This is a genomic window from Pseudomonas sp. GL_103, assembly GCF_057835175.1.
Map to the genome: position 1 here is coordinate 337,665 of NZ_CM174420.1, position 19,559 is coordinate 357,223.

Sequence of the window (19,559 nt, forward strand, 5' to 3'; positions counted from 1 at the left end):
TCGACTGAACGGCGCCAAAGATTAGGCGAATTCTCTGAAAAACGACGAAATGCCCGGTAAACAGGCAAAGTGGCTGATTTTCGGCAAAAGGTAGACGAGTGGCCCGATAAATAGCCTGCCAGGCAGGGAACCTGACAGGGGTTTTCTCTTCTAAGCTTCAGCTTGGCAGCCATGCCAATCCCCTACGCCCCCGGAGTTTCACCATGTCGTTGCGTTCCATCGCCCTGCTTTCGTTCTGCGTATTGCTCGCTGCCTGCGGCAAGGTCAATCAGGAAAACTACTCGAAGCTCTCCGCCGGCATGGCCAAGGCCGATGTGGAGACCCTGTTGGGCAAGCCCGCCGATTGTTCAGGCGCGCTCGGCATGTCCAGCTGCACCTGGGGCGACAAGAACAGCTTTATCAGCGTGCAGTTCGCCGGTGACAAAGTGCTGATGTTTTCCGGCCAAGGCCTGAAGTAAACCGGGGCGATTGCCCACGGGAGAAAAATAATGAAGCGGTTATTGATCATCCTTTTTGCCGGCCTGGTGTTGGCCGGCTGTGCCACGTCTGGCCAGGACCCATTGGCCCCCAAGACTGTCAATAGCGTCAACCTCAAGCGCTACCAGGGCACCTGGTACGAGCTGGCTCGTATGCCGATGTACTTCCAGCGCGACTGCGCGCAGTCCGAAGCCCATTACACACTCAAGCCTGACGGCAATGTCGCGGTGTTGAACCGCTGCCTGACGGCGCAGTGGCAATGGGAAGAGGTCAAGGGCACGGCTTATCCACAGGTGCCCGGCAAGAACGACAAGCTGTGGGTCGAGTTCGATACCTGGTTCTCCAGGCTGATCCCGGGTACGGCGAAGGGCGAATACTGGGTGCTGTACGTCAGCGATGACTACAAGACCGCCATTGTCGGTGATCCGAGCCGGAAGTATTTGTGGCTGTTGTCGCGCACGCCGACCGTGAACGGTGTGGTGCGTGAGGAGCTGCTGAGCAGGGCGCGCCAGCAGGGTTACGACACCACGCGGCTGATCTGGCGGGCGTCGGAACAGCAGATGGCCGAGACGTCCAACTAACTGTCAGCACATAACAAATGTGGGAGCGGGCTTGCTCGCGAAGGCGGACTGTCAGTCAACATCTCTGTTGAATGTGATGTCCTCTTCGCGAGCAAGCCCGCTCCCACATTTTGTTTTGTATCAGCCTAAAAGATCGCGCAGGACCTGAGTGAAGGCGCGGCTGCTTTCTTCCTCGTCAGCATGTCGCCCGTCACGCACCACCCACTGGCCATTGACCAACACATCCCGCACCTGGCGATCGCCACCGGCAAACAACCAGCGGTTGAGAATCCCGTCGCCGCTGGCCGTTGCCAGGTACGGGTCGTTGCCATCGAGCACCAGCCAGTCGGCGCGCTTGCCGACTTCCAGAGCGCCAATCGGCTGGCCCAGTGCCTGTGCACCGCCATCCAGCGCGGCATCAAACAGCGTGCGGCCGACCATTGGCTGATCCGCGCCATACAAACGATTTCGCCGCTGGTCGCGCAGACGCTGGCCGTATTCCAGCCAGCGCAGTTCTTCCACCACGCTCAAAGACACATGGCTGTCGGAACCGATGCCCATGCGCCCGCCTTGGGCGAGGAAATCCACCGCCGGGAAAATCCCGTCGCCCAGGTTGGCTTCGGTGGTCAGGCACAGGCCGGCGATGGCGCGGCTCTTGGCCATCGACGTGACTTCTTCCGGGTTGGCGTGGGTGGCGTGGACCAGGCACCAGCGCTGATCGACGTCGATGTTTTCGTACAGCCATTGCAGCGGACGACGACCGCTCCAGGTCAGGCAGTCGTCGACTTCTTTCTGCTGCTCGGCGATGTGGATATGCACCGGGCATTGCTTGTCGCTGGCCGCCAGCACTTCGCTGATCTGTTGCGGCGTGACCGCGCGCAGCGAGTGGAAACACAGGCCCAGGGCTTGCGCCGGTTGCTGCGCCAGCACCGGTTGCAGGCGCGATTGCAGCTTGAGGTAGTTTTCGGTGCTGTTGATAAAACGGCGCTGACCTTCGTTCGGGGACTGGCCGCCGAAACCGGAGTGGCTGTAGAGCACTGGCAGCAGGGTCAGGCCGATACCGGCGGAACCCGCGGCCTGGCTGATACGCAGGGCCAGTTCGGCCGGGTCCGCGTAAGGCTGGCCATTGATGTCATGGTGTACGTAATGAAATTCCGCCACCGATGTGTAACCGGCCTTGAGCATTTCGATGTACAGCTGACGAGCGATGACGCCGAGTTGTTCCGGGCTGATTTTTCCGACGAGGCGATACATCAGGTCGCGCCAGGTCCAGAAACTGTCGTTCGGATTACCCGCCACTTCCGCCAGCCCGGCCATGGCCCGCTGGAAGGCGTGGGAGTGCAGGTTCGGCATGCCAGGCAGCAGCGGACCGCTCAACCGTTCGGCGCCATCTGCGTTGGAATCGGCCTGAATATGGGTCAATACGCCGTCGGCGCTGACCTCAAGACGTACATTGTTGGCCCATCCACTAGGCAGCAGCGCGCGTTCGGCAAAGAAGGCGGACATGGTTCAGCACCCCATCGTGTGTTATTTGTATATACATATACAGACGTTTGCCTGCCCGGTAAACTCCGGCAAGCTAGCGACATCTACTAAACGACCAAGGATTAACCGTGCCGACTCCGCCTACAGTCTCTCCGTTGGCCGCGAACATGGGCGACAGTCCGGCGCCCTTGTACGCCCGCGTCAAACAAATGATCACCCAGCAAATCGACAGTGGAAACTGGCCACCGCACTACCGCGTTCCGTCGGAAAGCGAACTGGTCAGCCAGCTGGGCTTCAGCCGCATGACCATCAACCGCGCCTTGCGCGAGATGACCGCCGATGGCCTGCTGGTGCGTATGCAAGGCGTCGGCACGTTCGTCGCCGAGCCGAAAAGCCAGTCTGCCCTGTTTGAAGTGCACAACATCGCCGACGAAATCGCCTCTCGCGGTCATCGCCACACCTGCAAGGTCATCACCCTTGAAGAAGAGGCCGCCGGCTCCGAGCGCGCCCTGGCCCTGGACATGCGCGAAGGGCAGAAGGTGTTCCACTCGCTGATCGTGCATTTCGAAAACGATATTCCGGTGCAAATCGAAGACCGTTTCGTCAATGCGCTGGTGGCGCCGGACTACCTCAAACAGGACTTCACCCTGCAAACGCCATACGCCTACCTGAATCAGGTCGCGCCGCTGACCGAAGGCGAGCATGTGGTCGAGGCGATCCTGGCCGAGTCGTCCGAATGCAAGTTGCTACAGATTGAAAAAGGCGAGCCGTGCCTGCTGATCCGTCGCCGCACCTGGTCCGGTCGTCAGCCAGTGACTGCTGCTCGCTTGATCCACCCCGGTTCCCGTCATCGTCTGGAAGGTCGGTTTCATAAATGAATCAGTTGAAGGTTTTACGCGCCAAAGATTACCCGCGCATGCCGTGGAAAAACGGCGGCGGCAGCACCGAAGAAATCACCCGCGATGCCGGCACCGGCCTGGATGGCTTTGGCTGGCGCCTGTCGATTGCCGACATTGGCGAATCGGGTGGTTTTTCCACCTTCGGCGGTTACGAGCGAGTGATCAGCGTTTTGCAGGGCGACGGCATGAGCCTGACGGTGGATGGCCAGGGCACTCGGTCACTGTTACCACTGGACCCGTTTGCCTTCAGTGGTGAAAGCAAGGTTTCCTGCACATTGCTCGGCGGTCCGATTCGCGATTTCAACCTGATTTACGCGCCACAGCGTTACGCTGCGCGGTTGCAGTGGTTGAGCGGTGAGCAGCGGTTCTTCAGCTCGGCGGGTACGGTGTTGGTGTTCAGCATCAGCGATGCGCTGGACGTGGTGGTCGGTAACAGCGTTTCGAAGCTCGGTCGGCATGATTGCCTGCAACTCGACGGTAACACTGGCCTGCTGGAAATTTCCGTCAATGGCCCATGCTGTGTGATTGAGCTGTCCGCACGCTGATTCTGAATTTTCAAAAGATCGCAGCCTTCGGCAGCTCCTACAGGGTGCACAGTTGCCGAAGGCTGCGATCTTTTGCTTTTCAGCGTTCCCGAAAGCGCACCACGTTGTTACCGAACGCCCCAGCGTGGCGCAAAACCACGCTCAAGTAACAAAACCCCCTCGCCACAAAAATCCCCCGGAAAATATTTCATCTTCGCCACAACCCTTGTTCCAGGCGCTCTCCAGCCATTTCAGATTTTTTCTTGAATGCCCATCCAACAAGTTGGCCGCTTGATTGCATATGCTTGTATGTACAAGTAAAGACGTATGCGTATGAGTCACGAGGACTCAACCATCGTCCACTGATTCGCCGGTGTGCACTGATGCCCATTGGCTTGCTCGCCCACTGCCTGGGTTGGTTTGGATTGATTGCTGAGGAGTCTTTTTCGTGACTGACATTAAACGTACCAAGTTTCGTGACGTTGAAATCCGTGCCGCACGCGGTAACAAGCTGACCGCCAAGAGCTGGCTGACTGAAGCGCCGCTGCGCATGCTGATGAACAACCTCGACCCGGAAGTCGCCGAGAACCCTAAAGAACTGGTGGTTTACGGTGGTATCGGTCGCGCTGCACGTAACTGGGAATGCTACGACAAGATCGTCGAAAGCCTGACCAACCTGAACGACGACGAGACCCTGCTGGTGCAATCCGGCAAGCCGGTCGGCGTGTTCAAGACCCACAGCAACGCCCCGCGCGTACTGATCGCCAACTCCAACCTGGTTCCACACTGGGCGAGCTGGGAGCACTTCAACGAACTCGACGCCAAGGGCCTGGCCATGTACGGCCAGATGACCGCCGGCAGCTGGATCTACATCGGCAGCCAGGGCATCGTCCAGGGCACCTACGAAACCTTCGTCGAAGCCGGTCGCCAACACTACAACGATGACCTCAAAGGCAAGTGGGTACTGACCGCCGGCCTGGGCGGCATGGGTGGCGCCCAGCCGCTGGCTGCGACCCTGGCCGGCGCTTGCTCGCTGAACATCGAATGCCAGCAGGTCAGCATCGATTTCCGTCTGAAAAGCCGCTACGTCGATGAGCAGGCTACCGACCTCGACGACGCTCTGGCCCGCATCGCCAAGTACACCAAAGAAGGCAAGGCAATCTCCATCGCGCTGCTGGGCAACGCCGCTGAAATCCTGCCGGAACTGGTCAAGCGTGGCGTGCGCCCGGACATGGTCACCGACCAGACCAGCGCCCACGACCCGCTCAACGGTTACCTGCCGGCCGGCTGGACCTGGGACGAATACCGCGCTCGCGCCAAGACCGAGCCAGCCGCTGTAGTGAAGGCCGCCAAGCAATCGATGGCCGTGCACGTCAAAGCGATGCTCGACTTCCAGAAAATGGGCGTACCAACCTTCGACTACGGCAACAACATCCGTCAGATGGCGCAAGAAGAAGGCGTGGAAAACGCTTTCGACTTCCCGGGCTTCGTACCGGCCTACATCCGTCCGCTGTTCTGCCGTGGCATCGGCCCGTTCCGTTGGGCTGCACTGTCGGGCAACGCTGAAGACATCTACAAGACCGACGCCAAGGTCAAAGAGCTGATCCCGGACGACGCCCACCTGCACAACTGGCTGGACATGGCCCGCGAGCGCATCAGCTTCCAGGGCCTGCCGGCACGTATCTGCTGGGTTGGTCTGGGCCTGCGCGCCAAGCTGGGCCTGGCGTTCAACGAAATGGTCCGCAGCGGTGAGTTGTCCGCGCCCATCGTGATCGGCCGCGACCACCTGGACTCCGGTTCGGTATCGAGCCCGAACCGCGAAACCGAATCGATGCAGGACGGTTCCGACGCCGTTTCCGACTGGCCATTGCTCAACGCTCTGCTCAACACCGCGAGCGGCGCGACCTGGGTGTCCCTGCACCACGGCGGCGGCGTTGGCATGGGCTTCTCCCAGCACTCGGGCATGGTGATTGTCTGCGACGGTACTGACGAAGCGGCCGAGCGTATCGCTCGCGTGCTGCACAACGACCCGGCCACTGGCGTCATGCGTCACGCCGATGCCGGTTACCAGATCGCGATCGACTGCGCCAAGGAACAGGGTCTGAACCTGCCGATGATTACCGGCAAGTAATGCTTGCCCTGTAGGAGCTGCCGAAGGCTGCGATCTTTTGATCTTGATCTTTCTAAAGATCGCAGCCTCGTTTCACTCGACAGCTCCTACACAGCTCCCACAGGGAGCAAAACAAAAACAAACAATCCATAGAGGTTGAACCATGGCCGTCAGCAGCGAACGTGCAAGCAGCAAACCGTTGATCGAGAAGCGCTCGATCGACTACATCCCGGAAGCGGAAAGACACGGTCGTCTGTTAAGCCAGTTCACCCTGTGGATGGGTGCCAACCTGCAAATCACCGCGATTGTCACCGGTGCCTTGGCGGTGGTGCTTGGCGGTGATGTGTTCTGGTCATTGATCGGTCTGTTGATCGGTCAATTGCTCGGTGGTGGCGTGATGGCGCTGCATGCCGCGCAAGGCCCCAAGCTGGGTCTGCCGCAGATGATCTCCAGTCGCGTGCAGTTCGGCGTTTATGGCGCGGCTATCCCGATCGTGCTGGTGTGCCTGATGTACCTGGGTTTCACCGCAACGGGCACGGTACTTTCCGGCCAGGCGCTGGGCCAGTTGTTTGGCGTCAGCGACACCGTCGGTATCCTCCTTTTCGCCAGTGTCATCGTGCTGGTCACGGTGCTCGGTTATCGGGTGATCCATTGGATCGGCCGTGTCGCCAGTGTCATTGGCGTGATTGCCTTTGTTTATCTGTTCAGCCGCCTGATGAGCCAGGTTGACGTTGGCGCCCTGTTGGAAATCCGCCACTTCAGCTGGAGCAGCTTCCTGCTCGCGGTGTCGCTCGCGGCGTCCTGGCAGATCGCTTTCGGCCCTTATGTGGCTGACTACTCTCGCTACCTGCCGAGCAAGATTTCCTCGGTGAAGACTTTTTTTGCCGCAGGCGCAGGTTCGGTCATTGGTGCACAGGTGGCGATGGTCCTCGGCGTGCTCGCTGCCGCTTCGGCCAACGGGCAATTCGCCGGCCACGAAGTGGCCTATATTGTTGGTCTGGGTGGTACCGGTGCCACCGCTGCGCTGCTGTACTTCAGCATCGCGTTCGGCAAAGTCACCATCTCCACGCTGAACTCCTACGGCAGCTTCATGTGCATCGCGACCATCATCAGCGGCTTCCGTGGTGACCTGAAGGTAACGCGCTTGCAGCGTCTGGTGTTCGTGCTGGTCATCGTCGGTGCTGCGACCCTGATGGCGTTGCTCGGTCAACACTCATTCCTCGGTGCGTTCAAGTCCTTCATCCTGTTCCTGCTGGCGTTCTTTACGCCATGGAGCGCGATCAACCTGGTGGACTACTACTGCATCACTCGCGAGCGCTATGACGTACCGGCGCTGGCCGATCCGAATGGTCGCTACGGTCGTTGGAACCTTCTCGGTATCAGCGTCTATGTGTTCGGTGTGCTGGTGCAGCTGCCGTTCATCTCCTCCAAGTTCTATACCGGTCCGCTGGTGGATGCCCTGGGGGGTGTGGATATTTCCTGGATCATCGGTCTGGTGCTTCCCGCAGCCCTGTATTACCTGTGTGCGAAACGATGGCACGGCACAGTGCCTGATCATTTGATCCTGCCGGTCGAGCAGGACGCGATCACCGAACAAAAGCTGAATGTCGGTCGCGCTGCGGCGCAGGCCTGATTGGACGTGGACAGGGCTGGATGCCTCTTGACTGCCGTAAGCCAATTCATGATTAGGAGCGTCACAACAATGAAATCGAACAAGACCCTGCTGACCACATTGCTTTCCATGGGCCTGCTGGCCAGCGCTGGCGCCACTCAGGCGGCGGGTTGGTGCGAGTCGGGCAAACCGGTGAAATTCGCCGGTTTGAACTGGGAAAGCGCCATGCTGCTGACCGATGTGATGCAAGTCGTGTTGGAGAAAGGCTACGACTGCAAGACTGACAGCCTGCCGGGCAACTCCATCACCATGGAAAACGCCCTGAGCAGCAACGATATTCAAGTGTTTGCCGAAGAATGGGTCGGCCGCAGCGAAGTCTGGAACAAGGCTGAGAAGGCCGGCAAGGTCGTCGGTGTCGGCGCACCGGTTGTTGGCGCGATCGAAGGCTGGTACGTGCCACGCTACGTGATCGAAGGCGACGCCAAGCGCAAGCTGGAAGCCAAGGCCCCGGACCTGAAAAACATTGCTGACCTGGGCAAATACTCGGCGATCTTCAAGGACGCCGAAGAGCCGTCCAAGGGCCGTTTCTACAACTGCCCGGCCGGTTGGACCTGTGAGCTGGACAACAGCGAAATGCTGAAAAGCTACGGCCTGGAAAGCACCTACACCAACTTCCGCCCTGGCACCGGTCCGGCACTGGATGCCGCTGTGCTGTCGAGCTACAAGCGTGGCGAGCCGATCCTGTTCTACTACTGGTCGCCAACGCCGCTGATGGGCCAGATCGACGCGGTGAAACTCGAAGAGAAACCAGGCGTGAACAAGACCGTGACCATCAAGGTCGGCCTGTCCAAGACTTTCCACGATGAAGCCCCGGAACTGGTGGCCGTGCTGGAAAAGGTCAACGTGCCAATCGACCTGCTGAACCAGAACCTTGGGCGCATGACCAAAGAGCGGATCGAATCACCAAAACTGGCCAAGATCTTCCTGAAGGAACATCCTGAAGTCTGGCACGCATGGGTGAGCGAAGACGCAGCCAAGAAAATCGACGCGGCCTTGTAGGTTGGGCTTTTCCGACTGTCGGCGACGGCAGTCGGACGCTTGATCGCAACCCCTTGATTGAGAGTCTCTTATGTTTCCCGAAAGCTTTACCTTTTCCATCGCCGACTGGGTCAACGGTTGGGTCGATTCGCTGGTCACCAACTACGGCGACGTTTTCCGCAGCATCTCCGACACCTTGCTGTGGGCCATCGTCAATCTTGAAGGCCTGCTGCGCGCTGCACCCTGGTGGCTGATGCTGGCGATCGTGGCCGGTGTGGCCTGGCACGCGACCCGCAAGGTCGTGACCACCGGCGTCATCGTCGGTTTGCTGTTCCTGGTGGGTGCGGTCGGCCTCTGGGACAAGCTGATGCAGACCCTGGCGCTGATGATGGTGGCGACGATCATTTCGGTGTTGATCGGCATTCCGCTGGGCATTCTCTCGGCCCGCAGCAATCGCCTGCGTTCGATACTGATGCCGTTGCTGGACATCATGCAGACCATGCCGAGCTTCGTGTACCTGATCCCGGTGCTGATGCTGTTCGGCCTGGGCAAGGTCCCGGCGATTTTCGCCACGGTGATCTACGCCGCACCACCGCTGATCCGCCTGACCGATCTGGGCATTCGCCAGGTCGACGGCGAAGTGATGGAAGCGATCAACGCCTTCGGTGCCAACCGCTGGCAGCAACTGTTCGGCGTACAACTGCCGCTGGCCCTGCCGAGCATCATGGCCGGGATCAACCAGACCACCATGATGGCCCTGTCGATGGTGGTGATCGCCTCGATGATCGGTGCCCGTGGCTTGGGTGAAGATGTGCTGGTGGGGATTCAGACCCTCAACGTCGGACGCGGCCTTGAAGCCGGCCTGGCGATCGTGATTCTGGCTGTGGTGATCGACCGCATTACACAGGCGTACGGTCGCGCACGGCATGAGGTGAGCAAATGAACAACGCAACCGTGAGCAAGATCGAAGTCAAGAACGTCTTCAAGATTTTCGGCAACCGTGCCAAGGACGCGCTGGCCATGGTCGGCCAGGGCAAGACCAAGGACCAGGTGCTGGCCGAAACCGGCTGCGTGGTCGGCGTGAACGACCTGTCGCTGAGCATCGGCAGCGGCGAGATCTTCGTGATCATGGGCCTGTCGGGCTCCGGCAAGTCGACCCTGGTCCGTCACTTCAACCGCCTGATCGACCCGACCAGCGGCGCGATCCTGGTGGACGGCGTGGACATCCTGCAATACGACATGGAAGCCCTGCGCGAATTTCGCCGGCGCAAGATCAGCATGGTGTTCCAGAGCTTCGGCCTGTTGCCGCACAAAAGCGTACTGGACAACGTCGCCTACGGCCTGAAAATCCGTGGCGAAAGCAAAGCCATGTGCGCCGAGCGCGCGCTGCACTGGATCAACACCGTGGGCCTCAAGGGCTACGAAAACAAATACCCGCACCAGCTCTCCGGCGGCATGCGTCAGCGTGTGGGCCTGGCCCGCGCCCTGGCGGCGGACACCGACATCATCCTGATGGACGAAGCGTTCAGCGCCCTCGACCCGCTGATCCGCGCGGAGATGCAGGACCAGTTGCTGGAACTGCAAAAGACCCTGCACAAGACCATCGTCTTCATCACCCACGACCTCGACGAGGCCGTGCGCATCGGTAACCGCATCGCGATCCTCAAGGACGGCCGCCTGATCCAGGTCGGCACGCCGAGAGAGATCCTGCATTCGCCGGCGGATGAGTATGTCGACCGCTTTGTGCAGCGTCGGGCGGCGGTGGTTTAAGGCTCTAAAAGATCGCAGCCTGCGGCAGCTCCTACAGAAGTGAGCCGTACTCGGTGTAGGAGCTGCCGAAGGCTGCGATCTTTTGATTTTATTTAGATGAGGTTGAAGATGTCCCAGGCTGAAAAAATCGTTATCACCGAGGCGCAGGTCAGTTGGCAGGATGTGGTCGCCGTTGCTCGTCATGGCGCACAGCTTGAGCTGTCGGCGCCGATCTGGGCGCGCATTGAAAACGCGCAGGCCATCGTCCAGCGCATCGTCACCAGCGGCGAACGTGCCTACGGCATCAACACCGGCCTGGGCGCGCTGTGCAACGTCTCGCTGCAGGACGAACAACTCAGCCAGTTGTCGCGCAACACCTTGCTCAGCCATGCCTGTGGCGTTGGCGCTCCACTGACCAACGAGCAGACCCGCTCGATCATGTGCGCCGCCGTCGTCAACTACAGCCATGGCAAATCCGGCCTGCACCGTCAGGTCGTCGAAGCACTGTTGGCGCTGCTCAACCGTGGCATCACCCCGCAAGTGCCGTCCCAGGGTTCCGTGGGCTACCTGACCCACATGGCGCACATCGGCATCGCGCTGCTGGGTGTCGGCAATGTCAGCTATCGCGGCCAGGTCGTTTCCGCGCAGCAAGCGCTGGCCGAAGAAGGCTTGCAACCGGTCAAGCTTGGCGCGAAAGATGGTTTGTGCCTGGTCAACGGTACGCCCTGCATGACCGGCTTGAGTTGCCTGGCGATTGCCGACGCCACGCGCCTGCTGGAATGGGCCGACGTGATTGGTGCCATGAGCTTTGAAGCCCAGCGTGGGCAGATCGACGCGTTCGATGCCGAGATCATCGCGCTCAAGCCGCACCCTGGCATGCAGCAGGTCGGGATCAACCTGCGGGCCTTGCTCGACGGCAGCGAAGTGATTGCCCAGAGCAAAGGCATTCGTACCCAGGACGCCCTGAGCATCCGCTCGATCCCGCAGGTGCACGGCGCCGCTCGCGATCAACTGGTACATGCGCTCAAGCAGATCGAAACCGAGCTCAACAGCGCCACTGATAACCCCTTGGTGCTGGGCACCGCGGATAACTACCGCGTCGTTTCCCAGGCCAACCCGCATGGCCAGTCCGTAGCAATGGCGGCGGATTTGCTGGCCATCGCGATGGCAGAAATCGGCTCAATCGCCGAGCGTCGCCTGGACCGTTTGATCAACCCGCACGTCAGCGGTCTGCCGGCGTTCCTGGTGGCCAATCCGGGGGTGAACTCCGGGATGATGATCGTGCAATACGTCGCTGCTTCGCTGTGTGCGGAAAACCGTCAACTGGCCCAGCCGGCAGTGCTGGATAACTACGTGACTTCGGGCCTGCAGGAAGATCACCTGAGCCTGGGCACCAACGCCGCGCTGAAGCTGCACCGCGCGCTGGAAAACTGCACGCAGATCCTCGCCATCGAGTACCTGTTGGCGGCACAGGCGTTCGAGTTCCTCAAAGAACAACGCTTCGGCGCGGGTACCGATGCTGCCTGGCGTCTGCTGCGCGAGCACGTTGCCCCCTACGACCAGGATCGCTGGTTGGCACCGGACATCGCCGCCGCTGCCGCGGTATTGAAAGACCCGATTTTGCTGCACAACGCTTTTCCAGAACTGAACTGATTTCAATAACACCAGCGTGCCAAGGCGCGTCTCCCCAAAAGGCAGACGCGACGGACAACGGACATCTCCGGAGCGTCTGGTGAGTTAATAACTAACTCTCAAAAGGAGCAAAAAATGACTGCGCTAAACCTGATCCCAGGCCAACTGACCCTCGCCCAACTGCGTGATGTTTATCAGCAGCCGGTTAAAGTCACCCTCGACCACAGCGCCTCGGCCCAGATCGAAGCCAGCGTTGCCTGCGTGGAACAGATCCTCGCCGAGAACCGCACCGCCTATGGCATCAACACCGGTTTCGGCCTGCTGGCCTCGACCCGCATCGCCAGCGAAGACCTGGAAAACCTGCAGCGCTCGTTGGTGCTGTCCCACGCCGCCGGTGTCGGCCAGCCGATCAGCGATGAGCTGGTGCGTTTGGTCATGGTGCTCAAGGTCAACAGCCTGAGCCGTGGTTTCTCCGGCATCCGCCGTGTGGTGATCGACGCGCTGATCGCCCTGATCAACGCTGAGGTTTACCCGCACATTCCATTGAAAGGTTCGGTCGGTGCTTCCGGTGACCTGGCGCCATTGGCGCACATGTCGCTGGTGCTGCTGGGCGAAGGCAAAGCGCGCTACAAAGGCGAGTGGATGGAAGCCACCGAAGCGCTGAAAGTCGCAGGTCTTGCCCCACTGACCCTGGCCGCGAAAGAAGGCCTGGCGCTGCTCAACGGCACTCAGGTGTCCACCGCGTTTGCCCTGCGTGGCCTGTTCGAAGGCGAAGACCTGTTCGCTGGCGCTCTGGCCCTGGGTGGCCTGACCGTTGAAGCGGTATTGGGTTCGCGTTCGCCGTTCGATGCCCGCATCCACGCTGCCCGTGGCCAGAAAGGCCAGATCGATGCCGCCGCCGCTTATCGCGATCTGCTGGGCGAGCGCAGTGAAGTCTCCGACTCTCATGAAAACTGCGAGAAGGTACAAGACCCGTACTCCCTGCGCTGCCAGCCACAAGTCATGGGCGCCTGCCTGACCCAGTTCCGCCAAGCGGCCGAAGTGCTGGCGATCGAAGCCAACGCCGTTTCCGACAACCCGTTGGTGTTCGCCGCTGAAGGTGACGTGATCTCCGGTGGCAACTTCCACGCCGAACCAGTGGCCATGGCCGCGGACAACATGGCATTGGCCATCGCTGAAATCGGTTCCCTGAGCGAGCGCCGCATCTCGCTGATGATGGACAAGCACATGTCGCAACTGCCGCCGTTCCTGGTGGCCAACGGTGGCGTGAACTCCGGCTTCATGATCGCCCAGGTGACCGCGGCGGCACTGGCCAGCGAGAACAAGGCGTTGTCCCACCCGCATTCGGTGGACAGCCTGCCGACTTCCGCCAACCAGGAAGACCACGTATCGATGGCTCCGGCGGCTGGCAAGCGTCTGTGGGAAATGGCCGAGAACACCCGTGGGATTCTCGCGGTGGAATGGCTGGCGGCAGTGCAGGGCCTGGACCTGCGCAACGGCCTGAAGACTTCTCCAAAACTGGAAAAGGCTCGTGCCATCCTGCGTGCCGACGTGCCTTTCTATGAGAAAGACCGCTTCTTCGCGCCGGACATCAATGCGGCGTCTGAACTGTTGGCCTCGCGTTGCCTGAACGAACTGGTGACGGCGAAGTTGCTGCCTAGCCTGTAATTGCCCCTTCGCGAGCAAGCCCGCTCCCACATGGATTGCGCTGAACCTGTAGGAGCTGGCTTGCCAGCGATTCGATTTTGCGTCGAATAACAATAATTAGGGACGAGAAATGCAACAGCCAGAAAAAGGTTTGAAACGCGGGCTCTCTGCCCGACATATTCGCTTCATGGCGCTGGGGTCGGCGATCGGCACCGGGCTGTTTTATGGATCCGCCTCGGCCATTCAAATGGCCGGGCCTGCGGTACTGCTCGCCTACCTGATCGGTGGCGCGGCAGTGTTCATGGTCATGCGCGCCCTCGGTGAGATGGCGGTGCACAACCCGGTGGCCGGCTCTTTCGGGCAGTACGCCAGCACCTACCTGGGGCCGATGGCGGGCTTCATCCTCGGTTGGACCTATGCATTCGAAATGGTCATCGTCGGCATGGCCGACGTCACGGCATTCGGTATCTACATGGGCTTCTGGTTCCCGGAAGTCTCCCGCTGGATCTGGGTGCTGGGTGTCGTCTCCATCGTAGGCGGGCTGAACCTGTGCAACGTCAAAGTCTTCGGTGAAATGGAGTTCTGGCTGTCGCTGCTCAAGGTCGCGGCCATCGTCGCGATGATCCTGGGCGGTTTCGGCATCATGTGGTTCGGCATCAGCTCGGCCCCCGGCCAGGCGACCGACATCAGCAACCTCTGGAGCCACGGCGGCTTCATGCCCAATGGCATGGGCGGTCTGATTGCTTCGTTCGCGGTTGTGATGTTTGCGTTTGGCGGCATTGAAATCATCGGCGTAACGGCAGGTGAAGCCAAAGACCCGCAGCACGTGCTGCCCCGGGCGATCAATGCCGTACCGTTGCGGATCCTGCTGTTCTACGTGCTGACGATGCTGGTGCTGATGTCGATCTTTCCATGGCAGCAGATCGGCAGCCAGGGCAGCCCGTTCGTGCAGATTTTCGACAAGCTGGGGATCAGCTCGGCGGCCACTATCCTCAATATCGTGGTGATCACGGCGGCGATTTCGGCGATCAACAGTGACATCTTCGGCGCTGGCCGCATGATGTTCGGTCTGGCCCAGCAAGGGCATGCACCCAAGGGCTTCGCCCGCCTGTCGCGCAATGGCGTGCCATGGATGACGGTCGTGGTGATGAGTGCCGCGCTGTTGCTGGGCGTGTTGCTGAACTACCTGATCCCGGAAAACGTGTTCCTGCTGATCGCTTCCATCGCGACCTTTGCCACGGTGTGGGTCTGGTTGATGATTCTGGTGACCCAGGTGGCCATGCGCCGGTCCATGAGTGCCGAGCAGGTTGCACAACTGAAATTCCCGGTACCGCTCTGGCCTTATGCGCCGGCGGCGGCGATTGCCTTCATGCTGTTCATTTTCGGCGTGCTGGGCTATTTCCCTGACACCCAGGCAGCGCTGATCGTCGGCGTGGTCTGGATCGTGTTGCTGGTGCTGGCTTACCTGACGTGGGTGAAACCGGCGGCGGGCCAGGCAGCCCTGGTGACGCAGGATCCTACTTTTTCTCATCGATAACCTAATGGAGGCCACGGATGAAAACTCTCTGGCAACACTGTCACGTCGCAACCATGGCACAAGGCGTCTACTCGATCATCGAGGACGCGGCCATCGTGACGTCAGGAGCGCACATTGAGTGGATCGGCCCGCGCGGCGAGTTGCCGGCGGGCGAGTACCCGGCCGTCAATGATTTGAACGGGGCCTGGGTCACACCGGGCCTGATCGACTGCCACACTCACACGGTGTTCGGCGGTAACCGCAGCGGCGAATTCGAACAGCGCCTGCAAGGTGTCAGCTACGCGGAAATCGCCGCCAGCGGCGGCGGTATCGCCAGCACCGTGCGCGCCACCCGCGCGGCCAGCGAAGACGAGTTGTTCGCCAGTGCCGCCAAGCGCCTGAAAAGCCTGATGCGCGATGGCGTCACCAGCATCGAAATCAAGTCCGGCTATGGCCTGGACCTGGCCAACGAACGCAAGATGCTGCGCGTGGCCCGTCGCCTCGGCGCCGAACTGCCGGTCAGCGTGCGCAGCACCTGCCTGGCGGCTCACGCCTTGCCGCCGGAATACGCCGATCGCGCCGACGACTACATCGATCACATCTGCACCGACATGCTCCCGGCCCTGGCCGCCGAGGGATTGGTGGACGCGGTGGACGCATTCTGCGAGTACCTGGCGTTCTCCCCGGCGCAGGTCGAGCGGGTGTTCATCACCGCCCAGGAACTGGGCCTGCCAGTGAAGCTGCATGCCGAGCAGTTGTCGTCGCTGCACGGCTCGAGCCTGGCGGCGCGTTATCATGCGTTGTCCGCCGATCACCTGGAGTTCATGACCGAGGATGACGCCGTCGCCATGGCCAAGTCCGGCACGGTTGCGGTGCTGTTGCCCGGCGCCTTTTACTTCCTGCGCGAAACCCAATTGCCGCCGATGGAAGCCCTGCGCAAGCACGGCGTGAAAATCGCCATCGCCAGCGACCTCAACCCGGGCACCTCGCCGGCAATGTCGTTGCGCCTGATGCTGAACATGGCTTGCACCTGCTTCCGCATGACCCCGGAAGAAGCCCTGGCCGGCGCGACGATTCATGCCGCCACCGCGCTGGGCATGACCGGCACCCATGGCTCGCTGGAGGTCGGCAAGGTCGCGGATTTCGTCGCCTGGCAAATCGATCGTCCGGCCGACCTGTGTTACTGGCTGGGCGGCGACCTGGAAAAACGCGTCGTGCGCCACGGCGTCGAATCAAGTCTGTAGGAGATCTGTTGTGGATAAGGTTCTGAACTTCAAACAAGGCCGCGTGCCGCTGCTGATCAGCATGCCCCACGCCGGCGTGCGCCTGACGCCTGCGGTCGAAGCCGGGTTGATCCCCCAGGCGAAAAGCCTGCCGGACACCGACTGGCACATCCCGCAGCTGTACGATTTCGCCGCCGAACTGGGGGCCAGCACCCTGGCCGCCGAGTATTCGCGGTTCGTCATCGACCTGAACCGGCCGTCCGACGACAAGCCTTTGTACGTGGGCGCCACCACCGGCCTGTACCCGGCCACGCTGTTCGACGGCGTGCCGTTGTTCCGTGAAGGGCTGGAGCCTTCTGCCGATGAGCGCGCGACCTATCTGGAGCAGATCTGGACGCCGTACCACAGCACCTTGCAGCAGGAACTGGCGCGACTGAAGGCCGAGTTCGGCTACGCGCTGCTGTTCGATGCCCACTCGATCCGCTCGATCATCCCGCACCTGTTCGACGGCAAGCTGCCGGACTTCAACCTCGGCACCTTCAACGGCGCCAGTTGCGATCCACAGCTTGCGACCCGACTGGAAGCGATCTGCGCACTTCACGACAACTACACCCACGTACTCAACGGGCGCTTCAAGGGCGGGCACATCACCCGCCATTACGGCAACCCGGCAGAAAACATTCATGCGGTGCAGTTGGAGTTGGGGCAGTGCACCTACATGGAAGAGTTCGAGCCGTTCCGTTATCGCCCGGACCTGGCGGAGCCGACGCGGGTGGTACTCAAGGAGTTGCTGCAAGGGTTGCTGGCCTGGGGGCAGCAGCACTTCAAGGGCTGAAGATCAAAAGATCGCAGCCTTCGGCAGCTCCTACAGGTGTTCGCAATACCATGTAGGAGCTGCCGAAGGCTGCGATCTTTTTTTGTCGCCACCGTGCAAAACACGGTCGCCACAGGTCGCTTTCACCACTCGTCTGCTGCGTAATGTTCTGGCCACGGTGCACAAAGACACCGCCCCGACAATAATCCGCTGCCGCACGAGAATGCTCTCCATGACAAGCCCCAAAGGTCTGTTCACCCGCTGTCTCTCAATCTTCTGCGGCACCGCTCTGTTGAGCGCCGGCGCCATGGCCGCGGACGACGCCTCCTGCAAAACCGTGCGCATGGGCGTGGTCAACTGGACCGACGTGATCGCCACCAGCGGCATGGCCGATGTGCTGCTCAACGGTCTGGGCTACGAAAGCAAGCAAACCAGCGCCGTGCAGCAAATCATCTTCGCCGGCATCCGCGACAAGCGCCTGGACATCTTCCTCGGCTACTGGAAACCGGCGATGGATAAAAACATCGCACCCTTCGTGGCTGCCAATCAGGTCAAGGTCATGGACAAACCGAGCCTGGCCGACGCCCAGGCCACCCTTGCGGTCCCTGACTATGTGGCAGCGGCGGGCCTGAAAACCTTTGCCGACATCGCGAAGTTCAAGGATCAGCTCGGTGGCAAGATCTACGGCATCGAGCCGGGCAGCGGCGCCAACACCACGATCAAGACCATGATCGAAACCAATCACTTCGGCCTGAAGGATTTCAAACTGATCGAGTCCGGTGAGGCCGGGATGCTGGCGGCCGTGCAGCGGGCAGTGAATCGCAAGGAGTTCGTGGTGTTCGTCGGCTGGACCCCGCACCCGATGAACATCAACATGAAGATCGACTACCTGACCGGCAGTGAAGACGTGTACGGGCCGAATGAAGGCGCCGCGACGGTCTCCACCGTGACTGCGCCGGATTACGCCCAGCGCTGCCCGAACGTCAATCGCCTGCTGGAAAACCTGACGTTCACCGCTGCCCAGGAAAGTCAGTTGATGGTGCCGATCATGGAGCGCCAAACGGCTCAGGATGTCGCGAAAAAATGGCTGCGTGACCATCCGGAAGACTTGCAGCGCTGGCTGGCGGGTGTCAGCAGTTTCGATGGCAAGGATGGCGTGGCTACGGTTCAGGCCAGTCTGAAGAACTGACCCCTGTCTGCTCTGTGCAAGACCTGTGGGAGCGAGCCTGCTCGCGAAGGCGGTCTGACAGTCAACATTGATGTTGGATGTGCCGGCCTCTTCGCGAGCAGGCTCGCTCCCACAGGGTGGGTCCCACACATTTCCCTGAACGGGCACCAGGCTCATGGCTCCTTACCCGCTTTCCAAGCAAATGACAGCATTCGTCGACAAAACCCTGAGTTTCAACAGCACCGACAGCAGTATCACCGGGTTGCGCCAGGCTTACAGCGAGATGTGCCGGGCGTTTACCCCGGCACGCCCCACCGGGTTGCAGGTGGTCGATTTCGAGTTGGACGGTGTTGCGGTTCGTTCCTATCAACCACCGGCCAGCGGTGCGTCGTGCATCGTTTATCTGCATGGCGGCGGCTGGGTGGTGGGGGACCTCGATTCCCACGATTTCATCTGCGCCGAATGGGCATCGACACTCGGTGTACGGGTGATCGCCGTCGATTACCGCCGGGCACCGGAGCATCCGTTTCCCGCCGCGTTCGATGATTGCCTGAAGGTCTGGCGAGCACTGCGCACCGGACCGTTCAAACTCGACCCGGAGCGCACGCTGGTGGCTGGCGACAGTGCCGGTGGCAACCTCGCGGCGGCGTTGTGCCTGGCGCTGCGCGATGCCGGCGAGTCGGTGCCATGCGCGCAGGTCCTGATCTATCCAGGGTTGGGCGGCGATCACCGGCTGCCGTCGCGCAGTGAGTGCACCGACGCGCCGTTACTCGGCAGCAGTGACGTCGATTGCTATCACGCGCTTTACCTGCAAGGCACCCGCCATCCGAACGCCTACGCCATGCCATTGCTCGCCACGGATTTCAGCGGACTGCCACCGGCATTGATCGCCGTGGCGCAATTCGACCCGTTGCGTGATGACGGCGTGCTGTATGCCGAGCGACTGAATGCCGCTGGCGTTGCTGCCACACTGTATGTCGGCGAGGGTTTGGTCCATGGCTGTTTGCGGGCCCGAGGGCAGGCGGCCGAGGTTGATGCACTGTACGAAACCTTGTTTGGTTATCTTGCGGAAAAACTCTGACTTCGCGCGGGCATGCTCATTGAC

Annotated in this window: 17 protein-coding genes; 16 read left to right on the top strand and 1 reads right to left on the bottom strand. The window is 60.9% G+C overall.

What is annotated here, in order from left to right:
* Window positions 1-203: 203 nt before the first annotated feature.
* Window positions 204-458 carry a hypothetical protein gene (locus AC3IP0_RS01580; protein ID WP_489317992.1) on the top strand — a complete coding sequence of 85 codons (255 nt, stop codon included), beginning with the start codon at window positions 204-206 and terminating at the stop codon, window positions 456-458.
* Window positions 459-488: 30 nt separating this feature from the next.
* Complete coding sequence (locus AC3IP0_RS01585) at window positions 489-1,058, top strand: lipocalin family protein (RefSeq protein ID WP_489317993.1); 570 nt, start codon at window positions 489-491, stop codon at window positions 1,056-1,058.
* 120 nt (window positions 1,059-1,178) lie between these two features.
* Here the strand turns inward: AC3IP0_RS01585 and AC3IP0_RS01590 are convergent, their stop codons facing one another.
* On the bottom strand, window positions 1,179-2,543 hold the full coding sequence (locus tag AC3IP0_RS01590; RefSeq protein ID WP_489317994.1) for a formimidoylglutamate deiminase: 1,365 nt from the start codon (window positions 2,541-2,543) through the stop codon (window positions 1,179-1,181).
* Window positions 2,544-2,689: 146 nt separating this feature from the next.
* Here AC3IP0_RS01590 and hutC point away from each other — a divergent pair, with 146 nt between their 5' ends.
* The 14 genes from hutC to AC3IP0_RS01660 all read left to right on the top strand — a co-directional run bounded on the left by hutC (window position 2,690) and on the right by AC3IP0_RS01660 (window position 19,535).
* On the top strand, window positions 2,690-3,400 hold the full coding sequence (gene hutC / locus AC3IP0_RS01595; RefSeq protein WP_173677901.1) for a histidine utilization transcriptional repressor HutC: 711 nt from the start codon (window positions 2,690-2,692) through the stop codon (window positions 3,398-3,400).
* Complete coding sequence (locus AC3IP0_RS01600) at window positions 3,397-3,966, top strand: HutD/Ves family protein (RefSeq protein WP_489317995.1); 570 nt, start codon at window positions 3,397-3,399, stop codon at window positions 3,964-3,966. Before hutC ends, AC3IP0_RS01600 begins: the two co-directional genes overlap by 4 nt.
* 427 nt (window positions 3,967-4,393) lie before the next feature.
* Window positions 4,394-6,076, top strand: coding sequence for a urocanate hydratase (gene hutU / locus AC3IP0_RS01605; RefSeq protein WP_489317996.1), 1,683 nt, complete (start codon window positions 4,394-4,396; stop codon window positions 6,074-6,076).
* A 142-nt stretch (window positions 6,077-6,218) separates the two neighbouring features.
* Window positions 6,219-7,688 carry a purine-cytosine permease family protein gene (locus tag AC3IP0_RS01610; protein ID WP_489317997.1) on the top strand — a complete coding sequence of 490 codons (1,470 nt, stop codon included), beginning with the start codon at window positions 6,219-6,221 and terminating at the stop codon, window positions 7,686-7,688.
* A gap of 69 nt (window positions 7,689-7,757) precedes the next feature.
* Window positions 7,758-8,726 carry an ABC transporter substrate-binding protein gene (locus AC3IP0_RS01615; RefSeq protein ID WP_489317998.1) on the top strand — a complete coding sequence of 323 codons (969 nt, stop codon included), beginning with the start codon at window positions 7,758-7,760 and terminating at the stop codon, window positions 8,724-8,726.
* A gap of 70 nt (window positions 8,727-8,796) precedes the next feature.
* Window positions 8,797-9,648, top strand: coding sequence for an ABC transporter permease (locus AC3IP0_RS01620; RefSeq protein ID WP_489317999.1), 852 nt, complete (start codon window positions 8,797-8,799; stop codon window positions 9,646-9,648).
* Window positions 9,645-10,475 (top strand): quaternary amine ABC transporter ATP-binding protein, encoded by an 831-nt coding sequence (locus tag AC3IP0_RS01625; protein ID WP_007975542.1) that lies wholly within the window; start codon window positions 9,645-9,647, stop codon window positions 10,473-10,475. Before AC3IP0_RS01620 ends, AC3IP0_RS01625 begins: the two co-directional genes overlap by 4 nt.
* 108 nt (window positions 10,476-10,583) lie before the next feature.
* Complete coding sequence (hutH, locus tag AC3IP0_RS01630) at window positions 10,584-12,107, top strand: histidine ammonia-lyase (RefSeq protein ID WP_489318000.1); 1,524 nt, start codon at window positions 10,584-10,586, stop codon at window positions 12,105-12,107.
* Window positions 12,108-12,221: 114 nt separating this feature from the next.
* Complete coding sequence (hutH, locus tag AC3IP0_RS01635) at window positions 12,222-13,754, top strand: histidine ammonia-lyase (RefSeq protein WP_489318001.1); 1,533 nt, start codon at window positions 12,222-12,224, stop codon at window positions 13,752-13,754.
* 109 nt (window positions 13,755-13,863) lie between these two features.
* Window positions 13,864-15,270: an amino acid permease gene (locus AC3IP0_RS01640; RefSeq protein WP_008002958.1), complete on the top strand. Its 1,407-nt coding sequence runs from the start codon at window positions 13,864-13,866 to the stop codon at window positions 15,268-15,270.
* Window positions 15,271-15,287: 17 nt separating this feature from the next.
* Window positions 15,288-16,493, top strand: coding sequence for an imidazolonepropionase (gene hutI, locus AC3IP0_RS01645; RefSeq protein ID WP_489318002.1), 1,206 nt, complete (start codon window positions 15,288-15,290; stop codon window positions 16,491-16,493).
* Between the two features lie 10 nt (window positions 16,494-16,503).
* Window positions 16,504-17,307 (top strand): N-formylglutamate deformylase, encoded by an 804-nt coding sequence (hutG, locus tag AC3IP0_RS01650; protein ID WP_489318003.1) that lies wholly within the window; start codon window positions 16,504-16,506, stop codon window positions 17,305-17,307.
* 211 nt (window positions 17,308-17,518) lie between these two features.
* Window positions 17,519-18,475 carry a choline ABC transporter substrate-binding protein gene (locus tag AC3IP0_RS01655; RefSeq protein WP_489326520.1) on the top strand — a complete coding sequence of 319 codons (957 nt, stop codon included), beginning with the start codon at window positions 17,519-17,521 and terminating at the stop codon, window positions 18,473-18,475.
* A 154-nt stretch (window positions 18,476-18,629) separates the two neighbouring features.
* On the top strand, window positions 18,630-19,535 hold the full coding sequence (locus tag AC3IP0_RS01660; RefSeq protein WP_489326521.1) for an alpha/beta hydrolase: 906 nt from the start codon (window positions 18,630-18,632) through the stop codon (window positions 19,533-19,535).
* Window positions 19,536-19,559: the final 24 nt, after the last annotated feature.

What these genes read in the sequence shown, in the direction of transcription:
- AC3IP0_RS01580 (WP_489317992.1), top strand. Translation starts at nt 204, where the DNA reads ATGTCGTTGCGTTCCATCGCCCTGCTTTCGTTCTGCGTATTGCTCGCT.
- AC3IP0_RS01585 (WP_489317993.1), top strand. Translation starts at nt 489, where the DNA reads ATGAAGCGGTTATTGATCATCCTTTTTGCCGGCCTGGTGTTGGCCGGC.
- AC3IP0_RS01590 (WP_489317994.1), bottom strand. Translation starts at nt 2,543, where the DNA reads ATGTCCGCCTTCTTTGCCGAACGCGCGCTGCTGCCTAGTGGATGGGCC.
- hutC (WP_173677901.1), top strand. Translation starts at nt 2,690, where the DNA reads ATGGGCGACAGTCCGGCGCCCTTGTACGCCCGCGTCAAACAAATGATC.
- AC3IP0_RS01600 (WP_489317995.1), top strand. Translation starts at nt 3,397, where the DNA reads ATGAATCAGTTGAAGGTTTTACGCGCCAAAGATTACCCGCGCATGCCG.
- AC3IP0_RS01610 (WP_489317997.1), top strand. Translation starts at nt 6,219, where the DNA reads ATGGCCGTCAGCAGCGAACGTGCAAGCAGCAAACCGTTGATCGAGAAG.
- AC3IP0_RS01615 (WP_489317998.1), top strand. Translation starts at nt 7,758, where the DNA reads ATGAAATCGAACAAGACCCTGCTGACCACATTGCTTTCCATGGGCCTG.
- AC3IP0_RS01620 (WP_489317999.1), top strand. Translation starts at nt 8,797, where the DNA reads ATGTTTCCCGAAAGCTTTACCTTTTCCATCGCCGACTGGGTCAACGGT.
- AC3IP0_RS01625 (WP_007975542.1), top strand. Translation starts at nt 9,645, where the DNA reads ATGAACAACGCAACCGTGAGCAAGATCGAAGTCAAGAACGTCTTCAAG.
- hutH (WP_489318000.1), top strand. Translation starts at nt 10,584, where the DNA reads ATGTCCCAGGCTGAAAAAATCGTTATCACCGAGGCGCAGGTCAGTTGG.
- hutH (WP_489318001.1), top strand. Translation starts at nt 12,222, where the DNA reads ATGACTGCGCTAAACCTGATCCCAGGCCAACTGACCCTCGCCCAACTG.
- AC3IP0_RS01640 (WP_008002958.1), top strand. Translation starts at nt 13,864, where the DNA reads ATGCAACAGCCAGAAAAAGGTTTGAAACGCGGGCTCTCTGCCCGACAT.
- hutI (WP_489318002.1), top strand. Translation starts at nt 15,288, where the DNA reads ATGAAAACTCTCTGGCAACACTGTCACGTCGCAACCATGGCACAAGGC.
- AC3IP0_RS01655 (WP_489326520.1), top strand. Translation starts at nt 17,519, where the DNA reads ATGACAAGCCCCAAAGGTCTGTTCACCCGCTGTCTCTCAATCTTCTGC.
- AC3IP0_RS01660 (WP_489326521.1), top strand. Translation starts at nt 18,630, where the DNA reads ATGGCTCCTTACCCGCTTTCCAAGCAAATGACAGCATTCGTCGACAAA.